This window comes from Roseofilum acuticapitatum BLCC-M154, from assembly GCF_030068475.1.
GTDB classification, from domain to species: Bacteria; Cyanobacteriota; Cyanobacteriia; order Cyanobacteriales; family Desertifilaceae; genus Roseofilum; species Roseofilum acuticapitatum.
In genome coordinates this window covers 25,790-51,518 of the sequence record NZ_JAQOSP010000006.1, presented here as the reverse complement: position 1 = coordinate 51,518, position 25,729 = coordinate 25,790, and the positions used below count along the sequence as shown (strand labels likewise).

Here is a 25,729-nt window from a genome sequence, read left to right as displayed (position 1 = left end):
AAAATTTGTTACAGCGCTTTGCGCTGTATTGGTGGACAGTAGGAAAAGATCCCCCCTTGCCCCCCTTAAAAAGGGGGGAATAGGAAAATCCCCCTTTTTAAGGGGGATTTAGGGGGATCAAGATGTCCCACATAACAGCGAAAACTGCTGTAAGAAGCGGGCAAGATGCCCGCACTCCTCTAATCCCTTGATATTACTGGAGTGGGAGCGTCTCGCTCCCTAAATTTTTAATCATGATATTTCCGCTTCGCGGACATGAACAATCGGACTTGATATCATCGGCAGACGAACAATAAAGGTTGTCCCTTGATTCACCTGACTTTTAACTTGAATGGTTCCTTGTTGCAGTTCAACAAATTGTTTAACAATGCTCAAACCTAAGCCTGTACCGGGAATGTTGCTGACATTTCGTCCTCGATGAAATAACTCGAATAAATGGGGTTTGTCTTCTGGGGGAATGCCAATTCCTTCATCTTCAATGGTGAGGATGATCTGGTTTTGACGCTTGGTTAATTTGAGACGAATGGGTTTATGTTCTGGGGTGTAGCGGAGGGCATTGGAGAGGAGATTATTGAGAATAGAGCGCAGGAGTCGTTCATCGCAATAGGCGATCGCCTGACGAGAGCGGCTGATAAACTGAATGGGAGACTGGGGCCGAGTATACTCCCGCTCGGCTAACAACTGGCGGCAAAATTGGACTAAATCCAGGCGTTGGGGGTTGATTTCTAGCACTTTTGCCTCAATTTTGCCGATGACAAGGATATCATCAATCATCTGAGTCATGCGTTCTACATTACTGTTAATCGCGAGGAGATAATCGGCTTTTTCGGCAACGGTGAGTTGGGAATCATAGCGTTTGAGGGAAGAAATCGACAAGGTGATATTATTGAGTGGATTGCGAAATTCATGACAGAGCATGGCAATAAACCGCGATCGCATTTCGCTCAACTCTTGCAATTGTTGATTCACTTGTCGCAATTTGGCCGTGCGCTCTTGCACCTTAATCTCTAGCTCCTCATGGCTGCGCTGTAGGACTTGCTCCGCCCAACGACGCTGGGAAATATCCCGAAACGTTACCACCGCACCAATCAGCCGGCCATTGTCCTCGCGCATGGGGGTACTAATATACTCTACGGGAAAACTCGTACCATCTTTGCGCCAAAAGACCTCAGTGGTCACCCGATGGGTACTGCCATCTCGTAGAGCAGCATAAATCGGGCAATCTTGCCGACAATAGGGCGTTCCATCCGCATGGGAATGATGCAAGACAGCGTGCATGGACATGCCAATCAACTCATCAATCGGCCAATCAATCATAGCAGCAGCAGCCGGATTAACGAAGGTAACTTTACCCTCAAGATCGAGGCCATAAACCCCTTCTCCCACAGCATTGAGAATCAACTGATGCTGACGCAGTAATTGGCTAAAGTCTTGGGCTACCGATTCATTGAGAGCAGTTGATGGCGCAGTCATAGAAGGGGGAAACCAAGCATATTGAGTCATTTGAATTTGTTCTAAAAAGTGTGAGCTACTACACTATATAAGTGCAGATTTTATCTTAAATAAACTCAAGAAAAAGAATTCTATCGCTATGACCTAGGGATGTAATGAAAACGATCCTCATTATTGAAGATGAATGTCAAACTCGCAATATTTTTTTGAAATCGCTAGAATTTGAAGGATTTTGTGCCTATGGTGCAAGGAATGGTTCTGAAGGCCTGCAATTAGCTCGCCATTATCGGCCAAACTTGGTCGTTTGTGACATCATGATGCCCGATATGGATGGTTATGCGGTTCTATCTCAACTTCGCAGTTCTCCAGAAACGGCAGGAATTCCGCTTATTTTTCTGACGGCTAAAGTGAAGATGGCTGATTTACGTCAAGGGATGGAGTTGGGAGCCGATGATTATTTGACGAAACCTTGTACTGTAGAGCAATTTTTGACGGCGATCGCCACGCGCCTAAAGCGCCAAGATGACCTGCTAAAATTATATGGGCAATTTCCCCAGCGCCCTCTTCAGGAATCTCACCCACAAGTCCCAGAGACTCCATCAAGCATTTTCCCCCATTGTCCCCAATTAACCCAAGTCTTCCGCTTCATTGAAACCTCTTATCACCAACCCATCAATCTCAATGATGTAGCCAACGCGGCTGGATATTCTCCGGCCTATTTAACCCACCTGGTGCAAAAGTACACTGGACACACGATCAAACAGTGGATTATTAAACAGCGAATGGCCAAAGCCTGTCAACTCTTGCGAACCACCCAAAAGAGCATAAAACAAGTTGCCGAACTCTCAGGTTATCCCGATCCTGGATATTTTACCCGCCAGTTTCGCCAGATTCATGGCATTTCCCCTCTACGTTGGAGAAAAAAATTGACCGATCCATCAGGTATTAACCATAGCTAAAACCAATAACTGCCACGGGAGTGGGTACTTTGCTTAAGAATCTAGCTTTTCCTTTTGTTTAGAAAACCTTTGAATTCTTGACTCTATCTCACTGCTAATGCTCCGAATTTCCTCTAAATCAGTCGGTAGTAAATGTTCTGACAAGAGTTGGAAAACCGCTTTCAAATCAATTGAGTAGTTGAGTAATAACAGCAGAATATCATTTTCATAAATACTGACTCGTTCAAAGTTTCCTTGCCGATACAGAGAAGGTAGGGCATAAAACTTGAGAACAACTAAACCCTCAATGGTAACGCAACGAATCTTCTTTTCTCCAAACTGACGAATTGTGGCAAATTGTTGCTTAACTTTATTAAACAATTGGTTTTGTGTCAATAAGATATCAACAGTTAAATCTCCATATTCTCCTCGGATAAAATCATTGTTTTCATTGATAATTTCAATTTCTGGCAAAGACAATAAATCGGGCTTGGCCAAAATCAAATTAATATCTTGAGTGTTTCTTCCTTCCACATAACTTAATAAAGCCACTCCCCCTACTAACAAATAATCAATCTTTCGCTCATTCAAAGTATCAAATATGGTTTCGATAAATTCAATAAGACTCTCAGTGTTAGACATTTCTTTTTGCCAGTTTTTGACATCGAAGACAATTCCATTCTTAACGATCTCACCAATGGCGACCATAATCTATTTAGCTGATTCACGATGCAACTCCAGTTATTATATTGCATTTTGAGTTCAGGATCTAATGTCCCGTCCGTTCAAGCATCTGATTAAAGTACATAGGTGTGTACCCATTATTGCCAAGTGCTATTAATTAGCAAACCCCATAAGAATGATCTGTATCTAAATTAACAGAATTTAAAGAAATTTCCACCCCCAGAAAAATGGCTAAAAAAAATCCCAATTTTTGCCAAATAAAATCCAATGCCTTTCTAGGGAACACCTGATAAATTACTGAAAAATCTTACCACAAATCTTGATAAAATTGCCCATCGGTATTGGGCAGGTTTAGCATTTTGTTCCCTAGAGATGGACATGGATCTATGACTTTGATTTCGGCACAGGAGACATTAAAAAGTTGGCAATCTGCCCAACCCGGTAATCGCAAATGGTCTAATTTACAGCCCTTGTGTCAAGTCTGCGGAAGACAACACTCCAGCTTTGACCATTGGGACTTTATGCAGACCTTGCCCCAAGACCCGGTTGAGTTTGTCGATGACCTGGTAAAAATGGGAGTCTACAAAGAAAATCAACTGCGGGCGGCAGATGCAGTGAATGCCTATGAACTTCGCAAAACCCTATTTCTGAAACGGGTGGGTCGGGGTGACCCCAAACGGGAAAAGCTGATTTTAGCCCTTTGTCAACAAGCGGGGGGTTTAGAAAATGCCTTTGCTGCTGCCTTTGGCCCCCAAGCGGGACAATTTTTTGGGGATGCCATTCGTAATGGCAAATCTACCCGGCGGGAATTTCTACGCAATATGGCGGTAGGGGCAGCCCTGGTTAGTTTAGCCAGTTGTGCTGATGCCGGTTCTGGAGAGTCCGAAGAAGAGGGCGAACCGGTCTCTGCGGCAGATGTGGAAAAAACCGATTTGCAAATTGGTTTTATTCCCATCACCTGTGCCACCCCGATTATCATGTCGGAACCCTTGGGCTTCTACAAAAAATATGGGTTTAATGCCAAAGTGGTGAAAATGCCCAGTTGGGGTGCAGTTCGGGATTCGGCGATCGCCGGAGAACTGGACGCTTACCACATGCTCGCCCCCATGCCCATCGCCATGACCCTCGGCTTAGGCTCGGCCGCCTTCGGAGTCAAACTCGCCAGCATCGAGAACATCAACGGCCAAGCCATCACCATCGCCGAACGGCACAAAGGCAAAGTCAACGGCCCCGCAGACTTCAAAGGCTTCACCATCGGCGTGCCCTTCCCCTACTCCATGCATAACCTGCTCCTGCGCTACTACCTCGCCACAGGAGGAATAGACCCGGATGTAGATGTGCAGATTCGCCCCGTTCCCCCTCCCGATAGCATTGCCCAACTCGTCGCGGGAGATATTGATGCCTACCTGATGCCCGACCCCTTCAACCAACGGGCTGTTTACGAAGAAGCGGGCTTTATCCACATGCTCACCAAAGAGCTATGGCCGGGACATCCCTGTTGCGCCTTTGCCGCCAGCGACCAATGGATCGAAGCCCATCCCAAAACCTTCCGCGCCCTCAATAAATCCATTATTGAAGCGGCTGGTTATGCCAGCAACCCCGCCAACCGTCCAGAAATTGCCGCCGCCATTTCCGAACGAGCTTTCCTCAACCAACCGGTAGAAGTAGTCGAAGCCGTCCTCACCGGCAACTTTGAAGATGGCAATGGCAATACCTTAAGTATCCCCGATCGCATCGACTTCGACCCCTATCCCTGGCAAAGCTTCGCCAACTGGATTTCCTCCCAACTGGTGCGCTGGGATCTGCAAGGGGATGGTTTAGCCCCCAAAGCCATTCCCGACAAAGGCTACGACAGCGTAGGCAAAGACATCTTTTTAACCGATCTGGCTCGCGAACTGGCCCAAGAACTCGGCCAATCTCCCCCCTCAGAAATCTATCGCACGGAAACCTTAAAGTTTGATACCTTCGACCCCGCCGATCCGGCCAGCTATGTGCAAGCACAAATCGATGAATATGGTGTTTAGTTAAACAGAGATTCACCCATGACCGTTAGTCAATCTACCCCAAACCTGACCAAACGAAGAAAACGAAAAAACCCCCTCTTAAACGAGAATGTGCAGGCATTTGCCCTGTTTATCGGCTCCTTAGCGATCTTTCTCCTGTTGTGGGAACTGGGCGCTCGTGCAGAACTCTTTGCCAAAGGAGTGCCCACAGCCTCTAAAACCCTAGCTGAATTGTGGTGGTGGATCACCCATCCCTTTTTCAACAATGGCCCCAATGATTTGGGGATTGGCTGGAATTTGCTGATTAGTTTGCGCCGAGTGGCGATCGGTTATCTTTTGGCTTCCGTCGTTGCCGTTCCGTTAGGCATTTTAATCGGCATTTCTCCCGTAGCCAGAAAAGGCTTTAATGCCTACATTCAACTGCTCAAACCCGTTTCTCCCCTGGCTTGGTTGCCCCTAGGACTTTATCTGCTCCGAGATTCTGAGAATACGGGTATTTTTATTATTTTCATCTCTAGCATTTGGCCCACCCTGATCAATACTTCGTTTGGGGTAGCCAATGTCAACCCGGATTATTTAGATGTCTCTAAAACCCTAGGCGCTTCTCGGCTCCGCACGATTTTTAAGGTGATTATTCCCGCCGCCCTGCCCAATATTATCTCTGGTTTGCGAATCAGTATGGGTATTGCGTGGTTGGTGATTGTTGCCGCAGAAATGTTGTTGGGAACTGGTCTAGGATATTTTATCTGGAATGAGTGGAATAATCTCTATATTCCCAATATCTTGGTCGCGATTTTCATTATCGGTTTAGTCGGCCTGATTCTAGATAGTCTCTTTGCTACTGCTGAGAAATTAGTCACATTTGGTCGCAACTGATGAGTATTAGTCCTTTGAATTCTAACTCGGTGACTCCCACGGATACTTTGCCTTCTGCTCAACTGTCCATTCGGCAGGTGACCAAGGTCTTTGAGGGTAAGCAAGATATCTTTAGTAAGATTTTGCGGAAAACCTCTAGAGACTTTGTGGCGATCGAAAATATTAACCTCGATATTGAACCGAATACTTTCGTGAGTATTATCGGGCCGTCGGGTTGCGGTAAGTCTACCCTACTGAACCTGATCGCGGGTCTTTCTCCCCTTACCAGTGGTGAGATTTTACTCAATGGTTTGCCCATTCAAGGGCCCGGGCCCGATCGCGGTATGGTCTTCCAAAACTATGCTCTCATGCCCTGGATGAGTGTGGAGGAAAATATCTACTTTGCTGTAGAAACGGTTTATCCTCAGCTCCCGAAACGGGAGATCGGACGCATTGTCAAAGAACACATTCAATTAGTGGGTTTGGTGGGTGCAGAAAAGAAACATCCCCATCAAATTTCTGGAGGGATGCGTCAGCGCGTGGGAATTGCTCGCGCTTTGGCTATTAATCCCCAAATTCTGCTGATGGATGAACCCTTTGGCGCTCTTGATGCTCTAACGCGGGGGTTTCTGCAAGATGAGATCGAGCGCATCTGGGAACAGGAGCGCAAGACGGTAATTATGATTACCCATAGCATCGAGGAAGCGCTGTTACTTTCCGATCGCATTGTCATGATGACACGGGGGCCGGCCGCTCACATCGATGAGATTCTGGATGTGCCTTTCCCACGACCTCGGAATCGGGAAAATATCGATCGCCATCCCGCTTATCATGACTTGAAAGCGGAGATGGAAAGTCATCTTTTCCGAGAAACTCGCGCTGTTGAAGAAGCGCGGGTGAGAGGGTAATTAAGTTGAGATCCTGCGCTTTAAGATCCCCCCAACCCCCCTTTTTAAGCAGGGGGTTTTCAAAGTCCCCCTTTTTAAGGGGGATTTAGGGGGATCAAAATCTCTCACATCTGTAATTTGTACACTTAACAACGAGGAATTTAACAATGGCTATTTCTGAAGTGACTCAAAAACTATTAGCAGCTAAAAAAGCTTCTGGTGTCACCTTTGCTGATTTAGAAGCTAAGGTGGGTTGCGATGAAGTTTGGATTGCTTCGGTGATCTATCGTCAGGCTAGTGCTTCTGTAGAAGAAGCGACTAAAATTGTGGAAGCCATTGGCGCGGATGCATCTCTGATTGAACCGTTGACGGAGTGCCCGGTGAAAGGTTCTCTAGAGCCGGTGATTCCTACTGACCCTCTGATTTATCGTTTTTATGAAATCATGCAGGTTTATGGGATGCCGATTAAGGCGGTGGTTCATGAAAAATTTGGGGATGGGATTATGAGCGCCATTGATTTTTCGGTGGATGTGGAGCGGGAACCCGATCCGAAGGGCGATCGCGTCAAAATCATTATGTGCGGTAAGTTTTTACCCTATAAGAAGTGGTAGCTGGTTCCAATCTGGTAGTGGGGTGACCCGATTAAAGTTGATGAGATACATATCGATCTCCCTAAATCCCCCTTGAAAAGGGGGACTTTCTCTACTGCCCCCCCTTAAGCCAGTCCAGTAGGGTGGGCAGTGCCCACCTTACACATTGATTTACATAATGTCTCATTACTATTTGAAATGACTATATTACCGATTTCCCCAAGCATCTAAGAGGGTAATCATGCGCTTGTCTCCGAGTCCTGGAATCCGGTCGATCGCATCACTGAAGGACTTAAATGGCGCTTTTTTGCGGGCTTTCTCGATGCCACTAATAATTTTATCAGCCGTTTTACCGCGTATATTGGCGATCGCCAGTTTTTCCAGCAATTCCACAGAACTCCCCTGGTTCAGTAGCTCCAGTGGTTCGATTTTCGCCGGAATTTGTTCCTGTAAGCCATTAATCTGCTCTTGTAGTGCCTTGATTGCTTGCTGGTGAGTCTGTTTCATGTCTTGCAGTGCCCGATCAAAGCGAGATTCGAGGTTATTTAAACGTTGCTCTACCGCTCCCGTCGATCCAGCATCAGTCGCCCTATTTCCCCCCTGCATCGGGGTCGGATAGAGCGCCGAAACCTGCTCTAGAGCTGCCTCTTGCAACTTCGGCGGAACCACAAACGCATTCACCATTTCCCCAGCACGCAGATTGATTTCCTTCGCTCTGACGGCTGCATAATATTCGCGATCGCCCGCCAACACCTCATAAGATTCCGGCCCCGTTTGCTTTAAAATCAGGGGCATTAACAACCCATCTGACTTCAGAATACTTTGAGCCAAATGTTCCAACTCCTCTACCGCAAACTCTGAGCGAGAAACCTTGGACTGAATACTTTTAACATCCACTAAATAATACTTGCTCATGATTACAGACCGATTTTTTGCATCACTTCAGACGACAGATTTCTAAATTCTTTCACAGAATCCCCATCCCGTTCAAACTCAAACACCGATTTAGGATCGGGAATTTCCATATCACCTCGACTCACCGTTTGATTCACACAATGAGAGAGCGCCACCCTCTCATAGATTACTGTCTTCAACATCGGCAGTTGATACCGTTGCAAAACCGCATCTTTCTGCTTCGGAAACACAAATTCTAAGTATTTACTATTCGTTAAAATCTTAGAAGCCAAAACCCCTAATACTTGTAAAGGTTCTTTACCAATCGTCGATCGAGTTTCATTAATTTCACGAATAAATTTTTTCACATTCGTCAGTCCCTGATTAGAAAAAGGCTTCATATCAGAAGGGATGATCGCATAGTCGGCTGAAATCAGAGCAATTTGAGCATAAAGGTCTCTAGACGGTGGCGCGTCAATAATCACAATATCATAGCGATCTTCGACTTGTTGTAGCTTAGTATTCAGACGAAATGGAACAGCGCTAATACGATTGAGCCTATCTTGTTCATCAATCAGGGTAATATGGGAAGGAATCACATCAATTTCTGGAGTATTAAAGCCCTTAGATTTACGGGCAATTTCCGGAATAAAATCCAACTCTGCCGAACTCAAAATTTGTAAAATATTCCGGTCTTTCAGGTTATCATCTTCTTCAAATTGAAACTTAATTAACCCCGTGGCAAACGTTGAGTTGGCCTGAGCATCAATATCGACGAGCAGGACGCGCTTATTTTTGTTGCTAAAGGCAGCAGCAAGGTTAACAGCCGTAGTGGTTTTGCCAACTCCGCCTTTGTTGTGATAAATGGCAATGGTTTTCATCAGGTGTAGGAGCTATAGTCCGTTTTCGATTTTACACTCATGGGTCATAAGATGTGGAGAAACTTTAAGAAATTTTACGGAGTCGCGCACCTGCATCAAAATCACCCCTAAGCGGTTTTGGGCGCTTCCGTCTTTGCCTCAAGATCAATTAAGCTGCAATTCCTTCCGCGATCAGCTCAGTAATATCTGTTCTCTCACTAGCATGTTCTAAGGTAATCGCGCAAATATTCCCGCGATCGTCAAATTCCAACAATGTTGACTCGTCAAGCTCTTGAGTATCAACAATATTAGAGTTTTTGAATTCTAAATATAGGGTATCGGTGTCTTGGAAGTATTGAATTTTCATGGCTTGAACCTCCGATCAAAAAATGCATTATGAACTGTTTCTTCATCAGGTAATAAAACGACACGCAGATATCTTTCTTCTGCTTCTGTAATTTTTGCCCATCGCCTAACTCTACCATCTGATTGAACCTGAGTCCGTTCAGGGTTTTCCATAACATAGAGAATCCACTCATCCTTAATGAATGAACGGTCGGGACGATTCCTCACTGAGTCAAAGTATTGAGTGGTTTTCATGGAGTTGCTCGCGCACTTGCATCAAAATGACCCCTAACCGATTTTTGCCGCTTCCGTCTTTCCCGCATCCCCAATAATAGTCAATGGGAGAGTTTTCAACAATTTCCTCTTCTCCCGTTTGTAATAAAATTTGCTGTAGCTCGTCATGGGTTGTGAACTTTTGCAACACTCCCTGAAACATGATCTCCTCTTTCACCTGTTCCCAATCTTCTCGTAGGGGATGGGTGCGATCGCGTCCCATTTTTGCCGCATCTTTCGGCGTTTTCGCCCTTTGAATCTGCTCAAACCACGCTAGATCAGTGGTTATAAACTTCTGTGCTTGGAAATAATGCTCGCTAGTGGGCCACCATAACTCATCTAGAGTAAACCCATGGGCCGAAAAATTGGAGAAACAGCCATAAGGCTTTTCACGAGTGGAATAAAAATAAATCGTCATAATCGTTAGTTTACAAATCATTGAGGATGAGTCTCACTTCTATTTTATCCGGTAAACTAGAATCAATGCATTACCACTTACCCATTACCCGCTTATGAAACGCCCCATTTCTCGGCGTAGCATTCCCCCGAAAATTAGTACCATTCCCCGTCAACAGTCGGAATCATCGGATTACCTCAATCTCTATCAACTGGCGGTAGAAAAACAAAGACTGAGCAACGAGTTGCAAACGATTGAGCAACGGGGTCAGCAAATTGAGAGACGCTTGGCGGTGATTAATCGTCAGATGAATCAACTAAAAAAAAACACCCCATCACCCGGTGCTACCAGCGCCTCTAATCCGTCCTTACCGGGACTGAATCCGACTAAAAAATCATCAGGGCGATCGACGAATTATGAGACTTTCCTGTTAGATTACTAGATAAAATTTCCTGTGGTACTGCTTCGGTTTATACAAGCGATACAAAACTTGGCGCGATAATTCTGAATTTTTAATTGATCTGGCACGGGGAATGACAGAATATGGGGATAATGTTTAGTGATGTTGTTAGGGTTGCGTTATGAAGTTGGAGTTTAAGGTTCCGTCGATGGTGTGTGAGGGTTGTGTGGATACGGTGAAGAAGGCGATCGCCAAAGTCGATAGCACCGCCCAAGTTGATGTTGTCCTGGAAACCAAAGCAGTGACGGTGGAAACCGAGTCTTCTGCGGAGTCCATCCAGCAGGCGATCGCCGGTGCAGGTCATACGGTAGCGTAAATTATGGCTTCTCTTAAGTCGGGATGGTTAGCTCGGTTGGTGGGGCGATCGCCGAATCTGTCTATGCGGTTAATGGCGATCGGGATTGCCATTACCCTGTTTTTCGTGATTGTCGCTTTATTTGCCCCGGTTTTCCAGGCTTGGGGATGGTTGCAAGACCCCAGAGAAGCGCTGATGAACCCCCCACAAGCGCCCCCATCTGCCCAATATTGGTTTGGCACAACCCGGTTGGGTTATGATGTCTTTTCTCGTACCTTGTTTGGGGCGCAAGTGGCGGGGCAAGTGGTAATTTTGGCCACGTTCCTGAGTATTCTGGTAGGCGTTCCTCTGGGGTTGGTGAGTGGCTATAAGGGGGGGAAATTCGATCGCCTGGTCTTGTTTGCTATGGATACCCTTTATACGCTGCCGGGCTTGCTGCTGTCGATTACGTTGGCGTTTGTGGTAGGTCGAGGGATCTTCAATGCGGCGATCGCCATCAGTATTGTCTATGTGCCCCAATATTATCGTGTTGTTCGCAACCATACCATCAGCGTTAAAACGGAACTCTATGTGGAAGCAGCACAAGCCATGGGAGCCTCAACTTGGCGGATTTTGACCCGCTATTTATTTCTGAATGTGATTCAAAGTGTGCCGGTTTTATTTACCCTCAATGGAGCCGATGCGATCATGACTCTAGGGGGTTTAGGCTTTCTCGGTTTAGGGTTACCGGAAGATGTTCCGGAATGGGGACACGATCTGAGATTAGCCCTAGAAGTTTTGCCTACAGGCATTTGGTGGACTGCCTTTTTCCCTGGCATGGCGATGACATTGATGGTGGTGGGTTTATCCTTAGTCGGTGAAGGGTTGAATGAGTGGGTGAACCCGAAGTTACGCGGTCAGATGTAAGAAGAATGAACAATGAACAATTAACAATTAACAATGCTCAGAGGGACTTTCTTACTCATTACTCATGACTTACAGCGTTTCGCGCCCTCTGTGGGGGAATGGGGGAATGGGGGAATGTAGGGAATGGGGGAATGTAGGGAATGGGGGAATGTAGGGAATGTAGGGAATGGGGGAATGTAGGGAATGGGGGAATGTAGGGAATGTAGGGAATGTAGGGAATGGGGCAATGTAGGGACTGGGGGACTGTAGGGAATGGGGGAATGTAGGGAATGGGGGAATGTAGGGAGCAAGATGCTCCCACTCCAGTAACACCAAAGGATTGAAGGAGTGCGGGCATCTTGCCCGCTAGTTTAACCAAAGGATTGAAGGAGTGCGGGCATCTTGCCCGCTAGTTTAACCAAAGGATTGAGGGAGTGCGGGCATCTTGCCCGCTAGTTTAACCAAAGGATTGAGGAAGTGCGGGCATCTTGCCCGCTAGTTTAACCAAAGGATTGAGGGAGCTAGTTTAACTCATTTTCATGTCCGCTTGCGGAAACCGGACTTGATGTTACTGGATTTTAAATATCCAAATCAGCGAGGTTTAATTTGGGCCCGTAGGTTTCGATGAACTCGCGACGGGGGGCAACGCGATCGCCCATTAACACCGTAAAAATACGGTCTGCTTCGGCTGCATCCTCAATTTCTACCCGTTTCATCATCCGGGTTTCCGGGTTCATGGTGGTATCCCACAACTGAGCGGGCATCATTTCCCCTAACCCTTTGAACCGTTGGATGTTGTAGTTGGCGTTGTCGGGGAATTGGCGAATTTGTTCTTGTAATTCGCGATCGCTATAACAATAGTAGTGCCGTTTGCCGCGCTCCAACTTATACAAGGGAGGACAGGCAATATAAATATAGCCTTGATCGACCAAATCCCGTTGATAGCGATAGAAGAAGGTTAACAACAGGGTGCGAATATGGGCCCCATCTACGTCAGCATCGGTCATAATCACCACCCGATGGTAGCGCAACTGCTCCGCATTAAACTCTTCTCCCTTAATGCCCAAACCCAAGGCAGTAATCAAGGATTGGATCTCATTATTTTTGTAGATCTTGGCATCATCGGTTTTCTCGATATTCAAGATTTTACCGCGCAAAGGCAAAATCGCTTGAAAGCGGCGATCGCGTCCCTGTTTCGCCGAACCGCCCGCACTATCTCCCTCAACCAAGAAAATCTCCGATTCTGATGGATCTCTGGTACTACAATCTGCCAATTTACCGGGCAATGTGGAGCTTTCCAACACCGACTTCCGGCGCACCAATTCCCTGGCTCGACGCGCTGCTTCTGCCGCATTAAACGCCTGAATTGCCTTTTCTAGAATCGCATCCCCTACGGCTGGGCGAAACTCCAGAAACTCATTCAAATATTCACCCACCAGAGAATCCACAATTCCCCGTACTTCCGTATTTCCCAGTTTCGTTTTCGTCTGTCCTTCAAATTCCGGATCGGGAACCTTCACGGAAACCACACCGGTTAAGCCTTCGCGGATATTTTCCCCAGCGAGATTAGCATTATTTTCCTTCAGTTTATTCCGTTTGCGGGCGATCGCATTCATCGTCCGCGTCAGCACCGTCTTCAACCCCTCCAAATGGGTTCCCCCATCAATGGTGCGAATATTATTAGCAAAACCCAACAAATTATCAGAATAAGCATCCGTACACCACTGAAGCGCCACTTCCACCTGCACATCATTCTTTTCCGCATTCATGTAAATGATTTCTTCGTGCAGAGGCGTTTTTTCCCGATTAATATAGGCGACATATTCCTGAATGCCCCCATCATACTTGTAGCTCTCAATTTTTTCTGGGGTTACGCGATGATCGGAAAACGTAATTTTCACCCCAGCATTCAGATAAGCCAACTCCCGCAAGCGCCGGGCTACCGTATCATATTCAAACTCAATTCCGGTAGTAAAAATCTGTTCATCCGGGCGAAAATTAACGGATGTTCCTGTACGCCCTTCTTCCTGCTGAGTCTTTACCAACTCCGTCACCGGAACCCCCCGTTCATAGCGTTGGGTGTGGCGTTCTTTTTCCCGATAAACCGTCACTTCCACCCATTCAGAGAGGGCATTCACGACGGAAACCCCCACCCCATGCAAGCCTCCAGAGACCTTATAACCGCCGCCACCAAACTTACCACCCGCGTGCAGCACGGTCATTACAGTTTCCAAAGCGGACTTGCCTGTGCGAGGATGGATATCGGTGGGAATGCCGCGCCCATCATCGGCAACCGAGACGGAACCATCGGCATTGAGGTCAACTTCAATGTGGGTACAATACCCCGCTAGAGCCTCATCGATGGAGTTGTCCACCACCTCGTACACTAGATGATGAAGTCCTCTAGGGCCGGTTGAACCAATATACATTCCGGGTCGTTTCCGAACGGGTTCCAATCCTTCGAGGACTTGAATCTGTTCGGCGCTATAACTGCTGGTCATGTGAAGCTATCTCCTGGTGTACGGGCTATAAACGACCCGATGAGCTAGTAAACGACAAAATATTCCAAAATTCTAGCACAAAAGGGTTAGAGACGGGAATAAGGCAGTTTTGTAAGAAATTTCTGAGGGGGATGCACCCAGTGAAACCAGCACTGATTGTGATTTGCGGGCCGACGGCTACGGGAAAATCGGGTTTGGCGATCGCCCTAGCGCAGCATTTACAGACAGTTATTTTGGGGGCTGACTCGCGGCAAATTTACCGGGAGTTTGATATCGGTACAGCCAAACCGTCACCGAGGGAACTGGAGCAGGTTCCCCATTATCTAATTAATATCTGCAATCCACAAGACCTATTTACGGTGGCTGAGTATCAAGAGCAGGCACAGAGACTGATTGAGCAATTTCAGCAGCAAGGCAAAATTCCCCTGTTGGTGGGGGGAACAGGGTTATATCTTCGCTCGATTATTGCGGGAATGAAGATTCCGAGGGTTGCGCCTCAGCTTGAGTTGCGATCGCAACTTCAAGCACTCTCCCAAAGCCAATGCTACGCCATGCTGCAACAAGTCGATCCCCAAGCCACCCAAAAAATCCATCCCAACGACCAAGTGCGTACCCTAAGAGCATTAGAAGTTTACTATGTCACCGGCAGTCCCATTTCCGAGCAACAAGGAGAAAACCCACCCACTTATCCCATCGTGCAAATTGGTTTAGACTGTTTTCAATCTGAACATTTGCAAGCTAGAATTGCCCAACGCACCGCAAAAATGATTCAAGAGGGCTTAGTCGAAGAAGTCAAAACCCTCTGTGAAAAATATGGCACAGACTTACCCTTACTCGACACATTAGGCTATCGAGAAATCAAGCAATATTTAGCCGGAGAAATCAACTTAGAAAAGGCTGAAGAATTAACCATTCTCCATACCCGACAATTTGCCAAACGCCAGCGCACTTGGTTTCGCGCTAACAATCGGATTCAATGGTTCGATTCCGAAGACCCACAGTTAGTCGAAAAAGCGATAGAATTCATTGCTATAGTTGATGCAAATAACAGGGAGACACAAGGGATAGAGTTAATGATTTAACTCACAGAGTGACTATCGGGTTTGAGTAAATCAATATTACCATTTTCTGAGGGCTTAAATCGGATAATTCTTTGAGGTAAAAGTGGAGGAATACCCGCTCGATCGAAAGCTTCTTTAATCATGTCTCGGATAACCCCTTGAATTTCGTCATGGATACCTCTAGGGTTGCTGGTGGGTTTGAGCTTAGTCATAGTGCGAATAACCATATGGGAAGGGGTGAATTCCTCAATCCCATTGAAGTCAATCGGTTCTAAAACTTCGGGGTAATTAGCCTGTAACTCTTCACTAACTTGTTGTAAAACCCCATAGATTTCTTTAACATTTGCTTCATAGGAAATGGGAATATCAACTACAGCGTAGATGTAATCTCTAGAATAGTTTACAACTTCCTCGATATTTCCATTGCGGACAATATAAACTTGACCATTGGGATGGCGAATGCGGGTGGTTCTGAGTTCAATGGCTTCTACGACTCCGGAAGCATCACCTGTCTCAATAAAATCCCCTACTAAATAGTAATTTTCAAATAAGATAAAGAAGCCACTGACCATATCATTGATCAAATTTTGCGCTCCTAAGCCGACAGCTAAACCCAATAAACCGGCTGCGGCTAAGATGGGGGTGGGGTCAATTTCAAAGATATCTAAGATCCAAATCCCAGAGCCAAAGTAGACTAAGTATTTAGATAAGCTTTGCAGCAGGGGAGTAATGGTCATTCTCCTCTGTTTCTGAGTTTCTGATAAGCCTTGATCGGTGAGCATGATTTCTTCGAGGAGAAGTTGAGATAGCTCAATAAAGACCCGACCGAGGAGGATGACAACAATTAAACTGAGCAGTTTTTCGCCAATATTAGCTAACCCAGTAATAGTCTGAATTAATCCGATAATACGGGTGACCATATTGACATAAATCACTGCTTCTAAACATCGCTTGCTAAAGGGAACAAGATGTTTTAAGTTGCTATAGTAGCGATAGACTAAAGTGCCAGGTTTAAAGAATGATTCAATTAAATTATCGAGGCTGTCAATAATCGCGGATGCGGCTTGCAAGATCAGGATGCTTAAGGCGACAATCAGATAGCCAATTAATAGGGTTTGTAGATAGCTTAAGGGTTTGGCTGGGACTTTAAAAAAGTAAGCACTCAGATATAGGGTGAGTAGCCATAGGGTATTGGTGAGATGGAATTTGATATTGGCTAAAAAAGCTTCGGTTTGATCGTAAACGGAAGTTAGATGAGCAAAAACGGCAAATTCTTTAATTCGTTTTCCGGCTTGGTTGAGGAGAGGATCGAGATAACGAACGATTGTTGAAGTCGCGATAATTAGACCGCCTGTTATCAAGAGTCCATAGAGAAGAGTTTGCCAAAGCTGTTTGGGAATGTTTTGAATTAACTCTAAGGTGTAGCGAGGTAAGTTTTGTTCTCCTCGGTACATTAAAATAGCATTGAATAAAATAATCGCAAGGCTAAGTAAAAGCCAAGCGAAAGCTAGAAGTCTTTTCGAGATTTTACGAATCCTATTAATTGGGCTTTTTTTATCTTGAAACCATGATAATTGGGATGATTTTGTAAATAGCCAATTTAAGATCCGTTGAAAGACTATGAAAGTTACTAAAACAATGAGTAACTCAGTAGCAACCACTGCAAGGTTGTAAAAACTAATCATGCTTTTCTCCGCCAGATCGTCAAACAATATTACCAATTTTTGCCCCTTATAGCAGTGAAAATAACGACTAAGTGATGTAGATGAGGATTAGCTATGGGTGAGCCGATCGCATAACCTTAGTTTCTAATTTCCATTTCTGAGTATAAATCAAAAATAGGGATCAAAATGTAAATTTTTTTATCCGGATGAGAATTCTCGTTGAACAAAGCTATCAAAGCATTAATACCAATCTGGTGCTGCACCGGTTTGGGGTAATTGGGTAATCGGTTTTACATTTGATCCGTCTCTATTCATGCTAAAGATCAGATCGGAACCATTACGGGTGGAACGAAAGGCTAATTGGAAGCCATCGGGTGACCAAGTGGGTTCGAGGTCTCGTCCGGGGTTACGGGTTAAGTTAATGATGTTGGTCCCGTCGGCATTCATGATATAAATGTCGGCATCGCGGGTAAGGTAACCGGGTTTGAGTTGAAAGGGTTCAAAACTAAAGGCGATTTGGCGACCGTTGGGAGACCAAATGGGGCTATGGTGAATGCCTTCACGATCGCTTAATTGAATCGGATTTGAGCCATCGGCATTCATGATATAAATCTGGAAACTTTTACCATCAGCGCGGTTTGAGGTAAAAAGGATATGTTGGCCATCGGGTGACCAATCTGGCGATCGCTCTATGGCTGGATGATAGGTAATATTGGTTTGCGCTGTTCCATCGGCATTCATGACATAAATATCCTGATTTCCGTTGCGATCGGAACTAAAGGCGATCTGTTTTCCATCGGGCGACCAAGTGGGGTAAAATTCCCAAGCGGGATTGACGGTTAACCTTTTTTGATCGCCTCCATCGGCATTCATGACATAGATTTCCCGATTCAAATCTCGGTTGGAGACAAAGGCAATTTTACGGCGATCGGGTGACCAAGCGGGTAGGCCATCATCCCGTAAAATATGGGTAAGACGCTTCGGATAGGAACCATCGTCATTCATGACATAAATACCCATATTGTTTTCCCGCAGGGACTGAAAAACAATTTTCGGTTTATCCACCATGAACCCATGGGTGGTGGTTTGGCAAAGAATGACGAACAAAAAGACAAATAAACCTAAGCGAATGGCGATCGCCCCTAACTTTAATCTCCTGCTCACCGCTTACTTACCCCCTTTTGACTCTTCCGCAATCAGAGCGTAAACAATAATCCCAATCAATACTAAACCCAACGTAATCGATAATAATATACTCATCATGCAACTGAAAATTCTCCGCAATCCGAAGTGATGTTGAACTGTTGCACCCTATATGTTATAGCAGTGAGTTGTTAGCCGTGAGAACGGTTATAATATCAAGTCCGGATAAAGGGTGAAGAAGCGGGCAAGATGCCCGCACTCCTCTAATCCGCAAGAGAATTACCAGAAACTACCGATAACGCTGAGTAATTTCCTGTAAATTTTTCGCCCTAAATCCTTCTCCCTTGGCTGCCATTTGCCATTGTCCATCTTGCAAATAGACTTCGGCCATAATCATTCCTGTCATTCCTGCATAATTGGAGCCAGAAAGATTATAACGGGCAATTTCTTGGTTATTCGACCGGTCAATTAAGCGCACAAAAGCATTTTTGACTTGCGAAAAATCCTGCTTGCGGGATAAACACTCATAAATATTGACCACAAAAACCAATTTTTGAATGGCTGGGGGTAGTTGATCTAAAGCGACTAAAATTTGTTCATCATCTCCTTCCCCTTCTCCGGTCAAATTATCCCCCAGATGGGTCACTGCTCCGGAAGAATGGCGCAAATTGCCAAAATAGACCAAATCCGTAATTCCCTTGAGCTTGTCCTGACTATCTAAGCAGATGATAGACGCATCTAGATCCAGATTTGGCCCCAGTTTCAAAAACCCTAATAATCCGTCAGATTGGGCGACATCCCAACCTAATCCACAGAGCAGATTTTTTAGACCTGGAGCAGCTTTTTCTAGGGAAATGCGCTGTCCTTTTTCTAGGTTAATTCCCATGATTTTTATCCTCAGTTATAGATACCGATCTAACAGGGCTTGCAAACCTCCTTGATATCCAGAACCGACTGCATTCATGCGCCACTGACCATCCCGGCGATAGAGTTCTGCCATAATTAGGGCGGTTTCAATGGAATAATCTTCCGCTAAAGGATAGCGGAGTAATTCATTTTTGGTGGAGACATCGACTAAGCGCACATAGGCATTTTCGACTTGGCCAAAATTCTGTTTGCGCTTCTCGGCTTCATGAATGGTTACTGTAAACACAATTTTCTGAACATCAGGGGGAACTTTTTGCAAGTTGACAATAACGACTTCATCATCTCCTTCCCCTTCTCCGGTCAAGTTGTCCCCCATATGCTCAATGGATTTGTTGGGGTCTGGACTGACTTTATTATTATAGAAAATAAAGTGCTTATCGGAAATGAGCTTTTCATTTTCTCCCAACAAAAATACACTAGCATCTAAGTCGAAATCATAACCGGTGTCGGTGGCTTTTACATCCCATCCTAAACCGACAAATACCGCTTGTAAGTTGGGGGCAACTTTATCTAAAGAAATCCGTTGTCCTTTTTGCAGACTAATGCTACTCATTACTGTCTAAATCAAATGTTAAAGTGTACAGTCAATCATTTTGATCTTATCCTAGTGTATCGAGTGCTTTCACGAGCTGACCAGGGTTAAAGCTGATTTAGGATGAAGATTTGTAACAAAATAGAGGGCATGGCTCCATGGATACAGCGCTTCGCGCTGTTGTGGTGTACAGCATTAAAGGCTCAAAGCCATGTACCACAACCCTATTCCCTATTCCCTAGTGCGAAGCGCTATATTGGTCTCCAACTCTATCCCAGTCCAGAAGAACCCACCTTACCCCTAGGATTAGAATTAATCTTACTGGGCGATCGCCAAGATCCCCCTTTATCCCGCTTTTTTAGGGGGATAAAGGGGGATCAAAATGTGCCTTATAGCAGGGAAAACTGCTGGATTCCTGGAGTGGGAGCGTCTCGCTCCCTAGATTTCTAATGATGGTGTTTCCGCTTCGCGGACATGAATAACCGGACTTAATCTCATTTAGCGATCGACCGATCCCATAATGATATCGATACTACCGAGAATCGCCATAATATCGGCAACTTTCATGCCGCGCAACAAGTGAGGCAGAATTTGCAGATTATTAAAATCAGCCGCCCGAATCTTAAAGCGCCAGGGGAAAACATCATCACATCCCTGAATAAATACGCCCAGTTCTCCTTTTCCAGACTCTAGACGAACATAATGTTCTCCAGCAGGAAGTTTGAACGTCGGCGCTAATTTTTTACCCAAAAATTGATAATCAAAGCCATTCCACTCTGATTTTGGCCCCCCTGCCATCCGTTTAGCCTCTAGGTTCTCATAGGGGCCGCCCGGTAATCCTTTCAAGGCTTGGCGAATAATCTTGATCGATTCTCGCATTTCCCGAATCCGCACCAGATAACGAGCAAAGCAGTCGCCAGCCGTTTCCCATTGGACTTCCCAATCGAAGTCATCGTAGCATTCATAGTGGTCTACTTTGCGTAAATCCCACTTCACGCCCGAACCTCGTAACATGGGGCCAGAGAGTCCCCAGTTAATGGCTTCTTCGCGGGAAATCGTGCCAATTCCTTCAATCCGACGGCGGAAAATGGGGTTATTGGTAATCAGCTTTTCATATTCATCTACTTTGGGGTCAAAGTAGTCGCAGAAGTCGATGCATTTATCGACCCAACCATAGGGGAGGTCGGCGGCTACGCCACCCATGCGAAAATAGTTATTGTTAATGAGCCGTTGTCCGGTGGCTGCTTCCCAGAGGTCATAAATCAGTTCTCGCTCGCGAAAGATGTAGAAAAAGGGGGTTTGAGCGCCCACATCAGCGAGGAATGGCCCTAACCATAGCAGATGGTTGGCAATGCGGTTAAGTTCGAGCATAATCACCCGAATATAGCTCGCACGCTTGGGGACTTCGATCCCGGCTAATTGTTCGGGAGCGTTAACGGTGATGGCTTCATTAAACATCCCTGCTGCATAATCCCAACGGCTAACATAGGGGACAAACATGATGTTCGTGCGGTTTTCGGCGATTTTCTCCATACCCCGATGGAGATAACCAATGACTGGTTCGCAGTCAATTACGTCTTCTCCGTCGAGGGTGACGATTAACCGCAAAACTCCATGCATGGAGGGATGATGCGGCCCCATGTTGATAACCATTGGGTCGGTTTTGGTCTCAATCCTGGTCATAGGCCTTGGTATTAGAGGTATGGTTTGGTTACGTCTTTTTAATTCTATGATGAAGTCGCGAAAGAAGAAGATTACGGTTTATTTGACGACCGAGAATGAACAGTTGCTGGATGAGTATCGCCAAAGTGAGGGCAAGATCCAGTATAGTCGGGCGGTCAATGAGATTTTGAGCCAGTTTTTTGAGCAGCAGGATGAGGAGGAGGTAGACGAGCGCTTGTCTGAGGTGGAGGAGCGTTTGGGTGAGTTGGAGGAGGAGTTAACGCAATTAAGGCGTTCTCCAGATGAGAGGAAGGAGATTGAGAAGTTGCGATCGCAGGTTGCCCAATTAACTCAACGATGCGATCGCCTGATCGCCATCAATAACCAGCAAAAACAAGCCCTCTTGAACGCTCAACATCGAGAGCGTCAGTTTTGTCAGCAGTTATCCCAAACCCTGGAAACGGTTCAAACCCAGGGGACAGCGCCCTCTGATGACCCAAAGACTACTGAACCGGAAGATGAAGGTTTTGATATTTTAGATGCGGAACTGGTCGATAACTCGGCAGAGGATCTCTTACACAAGTTATCCCAAGAGCTGGGGTTGATTTGAACCGAGGAGAGGGCAGGACATTTATCCCGTATTTGGCTCTTACCCGATTTTACGAGTATAATTTAAGCGTTAATTCATGATTGTTACCCCCAATTCGGCTGAGTCTCTAAGGGCCAAACTCAAATTAAAGCGCTCATGGATTGATTGAGGGTTAACTGCAATTACTTTGAGCTATTATGTCATCAGAATTTAATCAGGAGCAAGAACGAATAGCTGCCCTTGAGTCTCAAAACCAAGAGCTACAAGCTGCTCTTGCTCAAGTGACTCAATGTTGGCAAGACACCGTTGAGGAACTACAAACGGTTAAAGCCGATTTAGAGCGTCTACACAGATATCAATCTGAGTCCGAAAAGTTTTTACATTTAGCGATTAACCATATTCCCGAACCCATCTTGTGGAAAGACCGAAATTCTGTATTTCTCGGATGTAATCAATATTTTGCCCAATTTGCTGGTTTAAACTCTCCTTCAGAAGTCATTGGTAAAACAGATTATGATTTACCTTGGCAACGAGAACAAACGGAAAAATATCGAGCCGACGATCGTCGGATCATGGAAGCCGATACCCCAGAACTAAAATTTATTGAAACAATTGAACAACAGGATGGAAAAAATCATTGGGTCGAAACCAATAAAATCCCGTTGCACGATCAAACCGGAAAAGTTGTGGGAATTTTATGCACATTTCTGGATGTTACCGAGCGAGTAGTAGCCGAGCAAAAACTTCAAAAGCTTAATCAAGATCTAGAGCAAGAAGTTAGGGATCGGACGCAAAAATTACAAGCCACCCAAGCCCGATTACAGAGGTTAGCGGATAATCTCCCCGGATTGATTTTCCAATTTCGGATGGAAGCTGATGGGACTCCCTCCTTTCCCTATGTTTCTGAAGGGTGTCGAGATTTGTATGGACTCGATCCAGAAAACTTTATCCAATCCTTTTATTTAGTTCATCCCACAGATTTACCAGGCTTACAAGAAACGATCGAAATATCGAGAGGATCATTAATAGGATTTCAGCATGAACATCGGATTATCACAACCGATGGTGAAGTCAAATGGGTACAAGTGATTTCGCGACCGGAACAACAAGCAGATGGTGCAGTAGTCTGGGATGGGATAATTATTGAAATTACGGATCGCAAGCAAACTGAAGAGCGCTTACGTCAACAGGAAGCCCAATATCGACAAATTTTTGAAACGGTCACTGATGGATTAGCCATTGTCGATCTAGAGGCTGGAAAGCTCGTGCAAATTAATCGGGCATTTCACCAGATGCATGATTATGAGTATGAAGAATTTATGCAATTATCCATGGCTGACTTTATTCACCCCCAGGCTTTGCCTTTATTTGCCAATTTTCTCTCGGAAATTAAAGCTGGGCGCTCTTTTACTTGTCTGGGAATGAATGTCGATCGCCAAGGTCATCTGATTGAAGTCGAAGTTAAAGGGATTCCCTATCCTTACCAAGACAAAACCCATGCTTTAGCTATCCTGCGAGATGTGAGCGATCGCAAGCGTCAAGAACGCGCTCTGCAATCGATTGTGGAAGGAACGGCTTCACAAACGGGAGAAGAATTTTTCCGGTCTTGCGTTAAATTTATTGCCCTATCTCTACAGGTGGCTTATGCTTTTATTGTTGAAGTAACCGATGAAGAGAATCAACTCTCAGGCAATGTCCTAGCGGCTTGGGAGCAATCAGATTTTGGAGAAACCTTTGCATATGAGCTTCAGGGGACTCCCTGTATTAATGTGGTGCAAAATAAAACCATGTGTCGTTATACCCAGGATCTCCAGTCCCGATTTCCTGGCGATCGCTACTTGATAGAGATTGAAGCAGAAAGTTATGTGGGGATACCCATCTTAAATCCCCAAGAAGAATTATTAGGATTTATTGCCGTTTTAGATACTAAACCTATGGAAGAAGATCTAGACTTGCAGGCTTCCATTTTAGAGATTTTTGCCGCACGAGCGGGAGCAGAAATAGAAAGAATGAGAGCGGAAAAAGCGCTACGTCAGAAAGATAGCTTATTACAAATGACCCTAGAAGCCGGAAAAATGGGCTGCTGGAGCTGGAATCGTTACACCAATGATGTCATGTGGTCTGATGGTGTAGAAGGAATTCTAGGGTTACCGCCTGGATCGTTTCAGGGTCGATTTGAAGATTATGTTGCTTTGATTCACCCAGAAGATCGAGATCAGGTATTGTCTATCATTCAACAGACTTTAGATCGCGAAGAAGAATGTAATATTGAACATAGAATTTTATTGCCCAATGGGGAAATTCAATGGTTACGGTCAATTGGTGAAATTTGGCGCAACGATCGCGGGGAGGCGATCGGATTAATGGGATCGGTACTCAATGATACCCGCCGTAAACTGGCTGAAATTGCCCTGACGAAATCCGCTCAACGGATTGAAAAACAGGCCCAGCGAGCAGAATTACTCAATCAAATTGCCAATCAAATTCGTAGATCTCTGGATCTCCATCAGATTTTACATACAACTGTGTATGAAATTCAGCGTTTTTTAGAAGTCGATCGCACTCATTTTGCTTGGTATGTGGAAGAAGAGGATCGAGCGTATTGGGATATAACAGCAGAAGTGGCGATCGAGGGTTTAGCCAATTTGGTGGGTAAACATCCGGTGGCTAACTTTGGGTGGATCTCAGAACTTTTAGTCAGTCAAGAAATTGTAAAAATTGATGATGTAGGGACAGTTGAAGATCGAGTAGTCCGAGAGATTTTAAGGGCTTTAGGTTGTGAGTCGATACTGGTTTTACCTATTGGTAGAGAACTCGATCGGTTGGGGGTTATTTCCTGTATGCAGAGTCAACGAGTGCGCCCATGGCAGGATGATGAAGTAGAGTTTCTGCAAGCTGTAGTCGCTCAAGTGGCGATCGCCCTTCAGCAAGCCGATCTACTTTCCCAAAGTCAAAGCCGTGCCGAAGAGTTAGAAAGACTTTTAGAACAACTGAAATGGACACAAACCCAGTTAATTCAAAGTGAAAAAATGTCAGGTTTAGGGCAGATGGTGGCGGGCGTTGCCCATGAAATTAATAATCCGGTTAATTTTATTCATGGTAATATTATTCATGCTCAAAACTATAGCCGAGATTTAATGGATTTAGTCCGACTTTATCAAGCTTGCTATCCCCAGCCTCATCCAGAAATTCAAGCAGAAATAGAGGCGATTGATTTAGAGTTTATTCAAGAGGATTCTCAGAAAATTTTCCATTCAATGCAAGTGGGAACGAAGCGCATTCGGGATATTGTCCAATCATTACGCACCTTTTCTCGTCTGGATGAATCGGAACTGAAAGCGGTAGATGTACATGAAGGAATTGATAGTACCATCAGTATCTTAAATGCTCGTCTGCGGGCTATGAGTTGGCGATCGGAAATTGAGGTGATTAAAGATTATGGTCAATTGCCTTTGGTGGAATGTTATGGGAGACAACTCAATCAGGTATTTATGAATATTTTGACCAATGCAATCGATGCGTTGGAGGAAAAAGAGTCTAGTCTACAATCAGAGGAACATTCGAGTAGTACGATTTGGATTGAAACTAGAGCCGTTGGGGAAAATGTAGTGATTCGGATTATAGATAATGGACTAGGAATGAGTGAGGAAACTCAAAGAAGATTGTTTGATCCGTTTTACACCACTAAACCAGTGGGAAAAGGAACGGGTTTGGGGTTATCAGTAAGCTATCAAATTATTACGGAAAAACATGGGGGTTCTCTCTCTTGTTTCTCAGTTCCAGGCAAAACAACATTTAGGATTGAAATTCCGATTGAGCATCAGAAATAAGG

At 45.2% G+C, this 25,729-nt stretch carries 25 protein-coding genes; 12 read left to right on the top strand and 13 right to left on the bottom strand.

Annotation, left to right across the window (positions count from 1 at the left end):
• Positions 1–231 precede the first annotated feature (231 nt).
• On the bottom strand, positions 232–1,503 hold the full coding sequence (locus PMG71_RS00995; RefSeq protein WP_283751767.1) for a PAS domain-containing sensor histidine kinase: 1,272 nt from the start codon (positions 1,501–1,503) through the stop codon (positions 232–234).
• A gap of 104 nt (positions 1,504–1,607) precedes the next feature.
• On the opposite strand from PMG71_RS00995, the gene PMG71_RS00990 reads away from it, so the two are divergent.
• Complete coding sequence (locus PMG71_RS00990) at positions 1,608–2,411, top strand: response regulator transcription factor (RefSeq protein WP_283751766.1); 804 nt, start codon at positions 1,608–1,610, stop codon at positions 2,409–2,411.
• A 33-nt stretch (positions 2,412–2,444) separates the two neighbouring features.
• On the opposite strand, the gene PMG71_RS00985 is transcribed toward PMG71_RS00990, so the two are convergent.
• Positions 2,445–3,101 carry a hypothetical protein gene (locus PMG71_RS00985; protein ID WP_347179164.1) on the bottom strand — a complete coding sequence of 219 codons (657 nt, stop codon included), beginning with the start codon at positions 3,099–3,101 and terminating at the stop codon, positions 2,445–2,447.
• Between the two features lie 359 nt (positions 3,102–3,460).
• Between PMG71_RS00985 and PMG71_RS00980 the strand changes: the two genes are divergently transcribed.
• From PMG71_RS00980 to cynS, 4 genes are all read left to right on the top strand, one after another.
• The gene (locus tag PMG71_RS00980) at positions 3,461–5,098 is read left to right on the top strand and encodes an ABC transporter substrate-binding protein (RefSeq protein WP_283751764.1); all 1,638 of its coding nucleotides are present in this window, start codon (positions 3,461–3,463) and stop codon (positions 5,096–5,098) included.
• Between the two features lie 18 nt (positions 5,099–5,116).
• On the top strand, positions 5,117–5,953 hold the full coding sequence (gene ntrB / locus PMG71_RS00975) for a nitrate ABC transporter permease (protein WP_283751763.1): 837 nt from the start codon (positions 5,117–5,119) through the stop codon (positions 5,951–5,953).
• The gene (locus PMG71_RS00970; protein ID WP_347179162.1) at positions 5,953–6,840 is read left to right on the top strand and encodes an ABC transporter ATP-binding protein; all 888 of its coding nucleotides are present in this window, start codon (positions 5,953–5,955) and stop codon (positions 6,838–6,840) included. Before ntrB ends, PMG71_RS00970 begins: the two co-directional genes overlap by 1 nt.
• A 146-nt stretch (positions 6,841–6,986) precedes the next feature.
• Positions 6,987–7,430 (top strand): cyanase, encoded by a 444-nt coding sequence (gene cynS, locus PMG71_RS00965; protein WP_283751761.1) that lies wholly within the window; start codon positions 6,987–6,989, stop codon positions 7,428–7,430.
• Positions 7,431–7,616: 186 nt separating this feature from the next.
• On the opposite strand, the gene PMG71_RS00960 is transcribed toward cynS, so the two are convergent.
• From PMG71_RS00960 to ybiA, 5 genes are all read right to left on the bottom strand, one after another.
• A complete protein-coding gene (locus PMG71_RS00960; RefSeq protein WP_283751760.1) occupies positions 7,617–8,324 on the bottom strand; it encodes a ParB N-terminal domain-containing protein in 708 nt (235 codons plus the stop codon).
• Between the two features lie 2 nt (positions 8,325–8,326).
• The gene (locus PMG71_RS00955; RefSeq protein WP_283751759.1) at positions 8,327–9,184 is read right to left on the bottom strand and encodes a ParA family protein; all 858 of its coding nucleotides are present in this window, start codon (positions 9,182–9,184) and stop codon (positions 8,327–8,329) included.
• Between the two features lie 148 nt (positions 9,185–9,332).
• Positions 9,333–9,530 (bottom strand): DUF2283 domain-containing protein, encoded by a 198-nt coding sequence (locus PMG71_RS00950; RefSeq protein ID WP_283751758.1) that lies wholly within the window; start codon positions 9,528–9,530, stop codon positions 9,333–9,335.
• Positions 9,527–9,763 carry a hypothetical protein gene (locus PMG71_RS00945; protein WP_283751757.1) on the bottom strand — a complete coding sequence of 79 codons (237 nt, stop codon included), beginning with the start codon at positions 9,761–9,763 and terminating at the stop codon, positions 9,527–9,529. Before PMG71_RS00945 ends, PMG71_RS00950 begins: the two co-directional genes overlap by 4 nt.
• Positions 9,741–10,199 (bottom strand): riboflavin biosynthesis intermediates N-glycosidase, encoded by a 459-nt coding sequence (gene ybiA, locus PMG71_RS00940; RefSeq protein ID WP_283751756.1) that lies wholly within the window; start codon positions 10,197–10,199, stop codon positions 9,741–9,743. The genes PMG71_RS00945 and ybiA overlap by 23 nt, the downstream gene beginning before the upstream one ends.
• Positions 10,200–10,293: 94 nt before the next feature.
• Between ybiA and PMG71_RS00935 the strand changes: the two genes are divergently transcribed.
• The 3 genes from PMG71_RS00935 to PMG71_RS00925 all read left to right on the top strand — a co-directional run bounded on the left by PMG71_RS00935 (position 10,294) and on the right by PMG71_RS00925 (position 11,839).
• Positions 10,294–10,620 carry a hypothetical protein gene (locus PMG71_RS00935; protein ID WP_283751755.1) on the top strand — a complete coding sequence of 109 codons (327 nt, stop codon included), beginning with the start codon at positions 10,294–10,296 and terminating at the stop codon, positions 10,618–10,620.
• Positions 10,621–10,759: 139 nt separating this feature from the next.
• Positions 10,760–10,954, top strand: a complete 195-nt coding sequence (locus PMG71_RS00930; protein ID WP_283751754.1) for a heavy-metal-associated domain-containing protein — start codon at positions 10,760–10,762, stop codon at positions 10,952–10,954.
• Between the two features lie 3 nt (positions 10,955–10,957).
• On the top strand, positions 10,958–11,839 hold the full coding sequence (locus PMG71_RS00925) for an ABC transporter permease (protein WP_283751753.1): 882 nt from the start codon (positions 10,958–10,960) through the stop codon (positions 11,837–11,839).
• Positions 11,840–12,396: 557 nt separating this feature from the next.
• Here PMG71_RS00925 and gyrB read toward each other — a convergent pair.
• Entirely contained in the window at positions 12,397–14,319 is a 1,923-nt protein-coding gene (gene gyrB / locus PMG71_RS00920) for a DNA topoisomerase (ATP-hydrolyzing) subunit B (RefSeq protein ID WP_283751752.1), read from the bottom strand.
• Positions 14,320–14,450: 131 nt separating this feature from the next.
• Here gyrB and miaA point away from each other — a divergent pair, with 131 nt between their 5' ends.
• On the top strand, positions 14,451–15,401 hold the full coding sequence (miaA, locus tag PMG71_RS00915) for a tRNA (adenosine(37)-N6)-dimethylallyltransferase MiaA (RefSeq protein ID WP_430540987.1): 951 nt from the start codon (positions 14,451–14,453) through the stop codon (positions 15,399–15,401).
• On the opposite strand, the gene PMG71_RS00910 is transcribed toward miaA, so the two are convergent.
• From PMG71_RS00910 to PMG71_RS00895, 4 genes are all read right to left on the bottom strand, one after another.
• Entirely contained in the window at positions 15,398–16,834 is a 1,437-nt protein-coding gene (locus tag PMG71_RS00910; RefSeq protein ID WP_283751750.1) for a mechanosensitive ion channel family protein, read from the bottom strand. The two genes, miaA and PMG71_RS00910, sit on opposite strands and share 4 nt — an antisense overlap.
• A 450-nt stretch (positions 16,835–17,284) precedes the next feature.
• On the bottom strand, positions 17,285–18,208 hold the full coding sequence (locus PMG71_RS00905) for a DUF5050 domain-containing protein (RefSeq protein WP_283751749.1): 924 nt from the start codon (positions 18,206–18,208) through the stop codon (positions 17,285–17,287).
• Between the two features lie 268 nt (positions 18,209–18,476).
• Positions 18,477–19,073: a TerD family protein gene (locus tag PMG71_RS00900; protein ID WP_283751748.1), complete on the bottom strand. Its 597-nt coding sequence runs from the start codon at positions 19,071–19,073 to the stop codon at positions 18,477–18,479.
• A gap of 15 nt (positions 19,074–19,088) precedes the next feature.
• Positions 19,089–19,667, bottom strand: a complete 579-nt coding sequence (locus PMG71_RS00895) for a TerD family protein (protein WP_283751747.1) — start codon at positions 19,665–19,667, stop codon at positions 19,089–19,091.
• A 102-nt stretch (positions 19,668–19,769) separates the two neighbouring features.
• On the opposite strand from PMG71_RS00895, the gene PMG71_RS00890 reads away from it, so the two are divergent.
• Complete coding sequence (locus tag PMG71_RS00890) at positions 19,770–20,096, top strand: hypothetical protein (RefSeq protein ID WP_283751746.1); 327 nt, start codon at positions 19,770–19,772, stop codon at positions 20,094–20,096.
• 48 nt (positions 20,097–20,144) lie between these two features.
• Here the strand turns inward: PMG71_RS00890 and PMG71_RS00885 are convergent, their stop codons facing one another.
• Complete coding sequence (locus PMG71_RS00885) at positions 20,145–21,329, bottom strand: NAD(P)H-quinone oxidoreductase subunit H (RefSeq protein ID WP_283751745.1); 1,185 nt, start codon at positions 21,327–21,329, stop codon at positions 20,145–20,147.
• 46 nt (positions 21,330–21,375) lie between these two features.
• Here PMG71_RS00885 and PMG71_RS00880 point away from each other — a divergent pair, with 46 nt between their 5' ends.
• Complete coding sequence (locus PMG71_RS00880; RefSeq protein ID WP_283751744.1) at positions 21,376–21,918, top strand: hypothetical protein; 543 nt, start codon at positions 21,376–21,378, stop codon at positions 21,916–21,918.
• A gap of 176 nt (positions 21,919–22,094) precedes the next feature.
• Positions 22,095–25,727, top strand: coding sequence for a PAS domain S-box protein (locus PMG71_RS00875; RefSeq protein WP_283751743.1), 3,633 nt, complete (start codon positions 22,095–22,097; stop codon positions 25,725–25,727).
• Positions 25,728–25,729 lie beyond the last annotated feature (2 nt).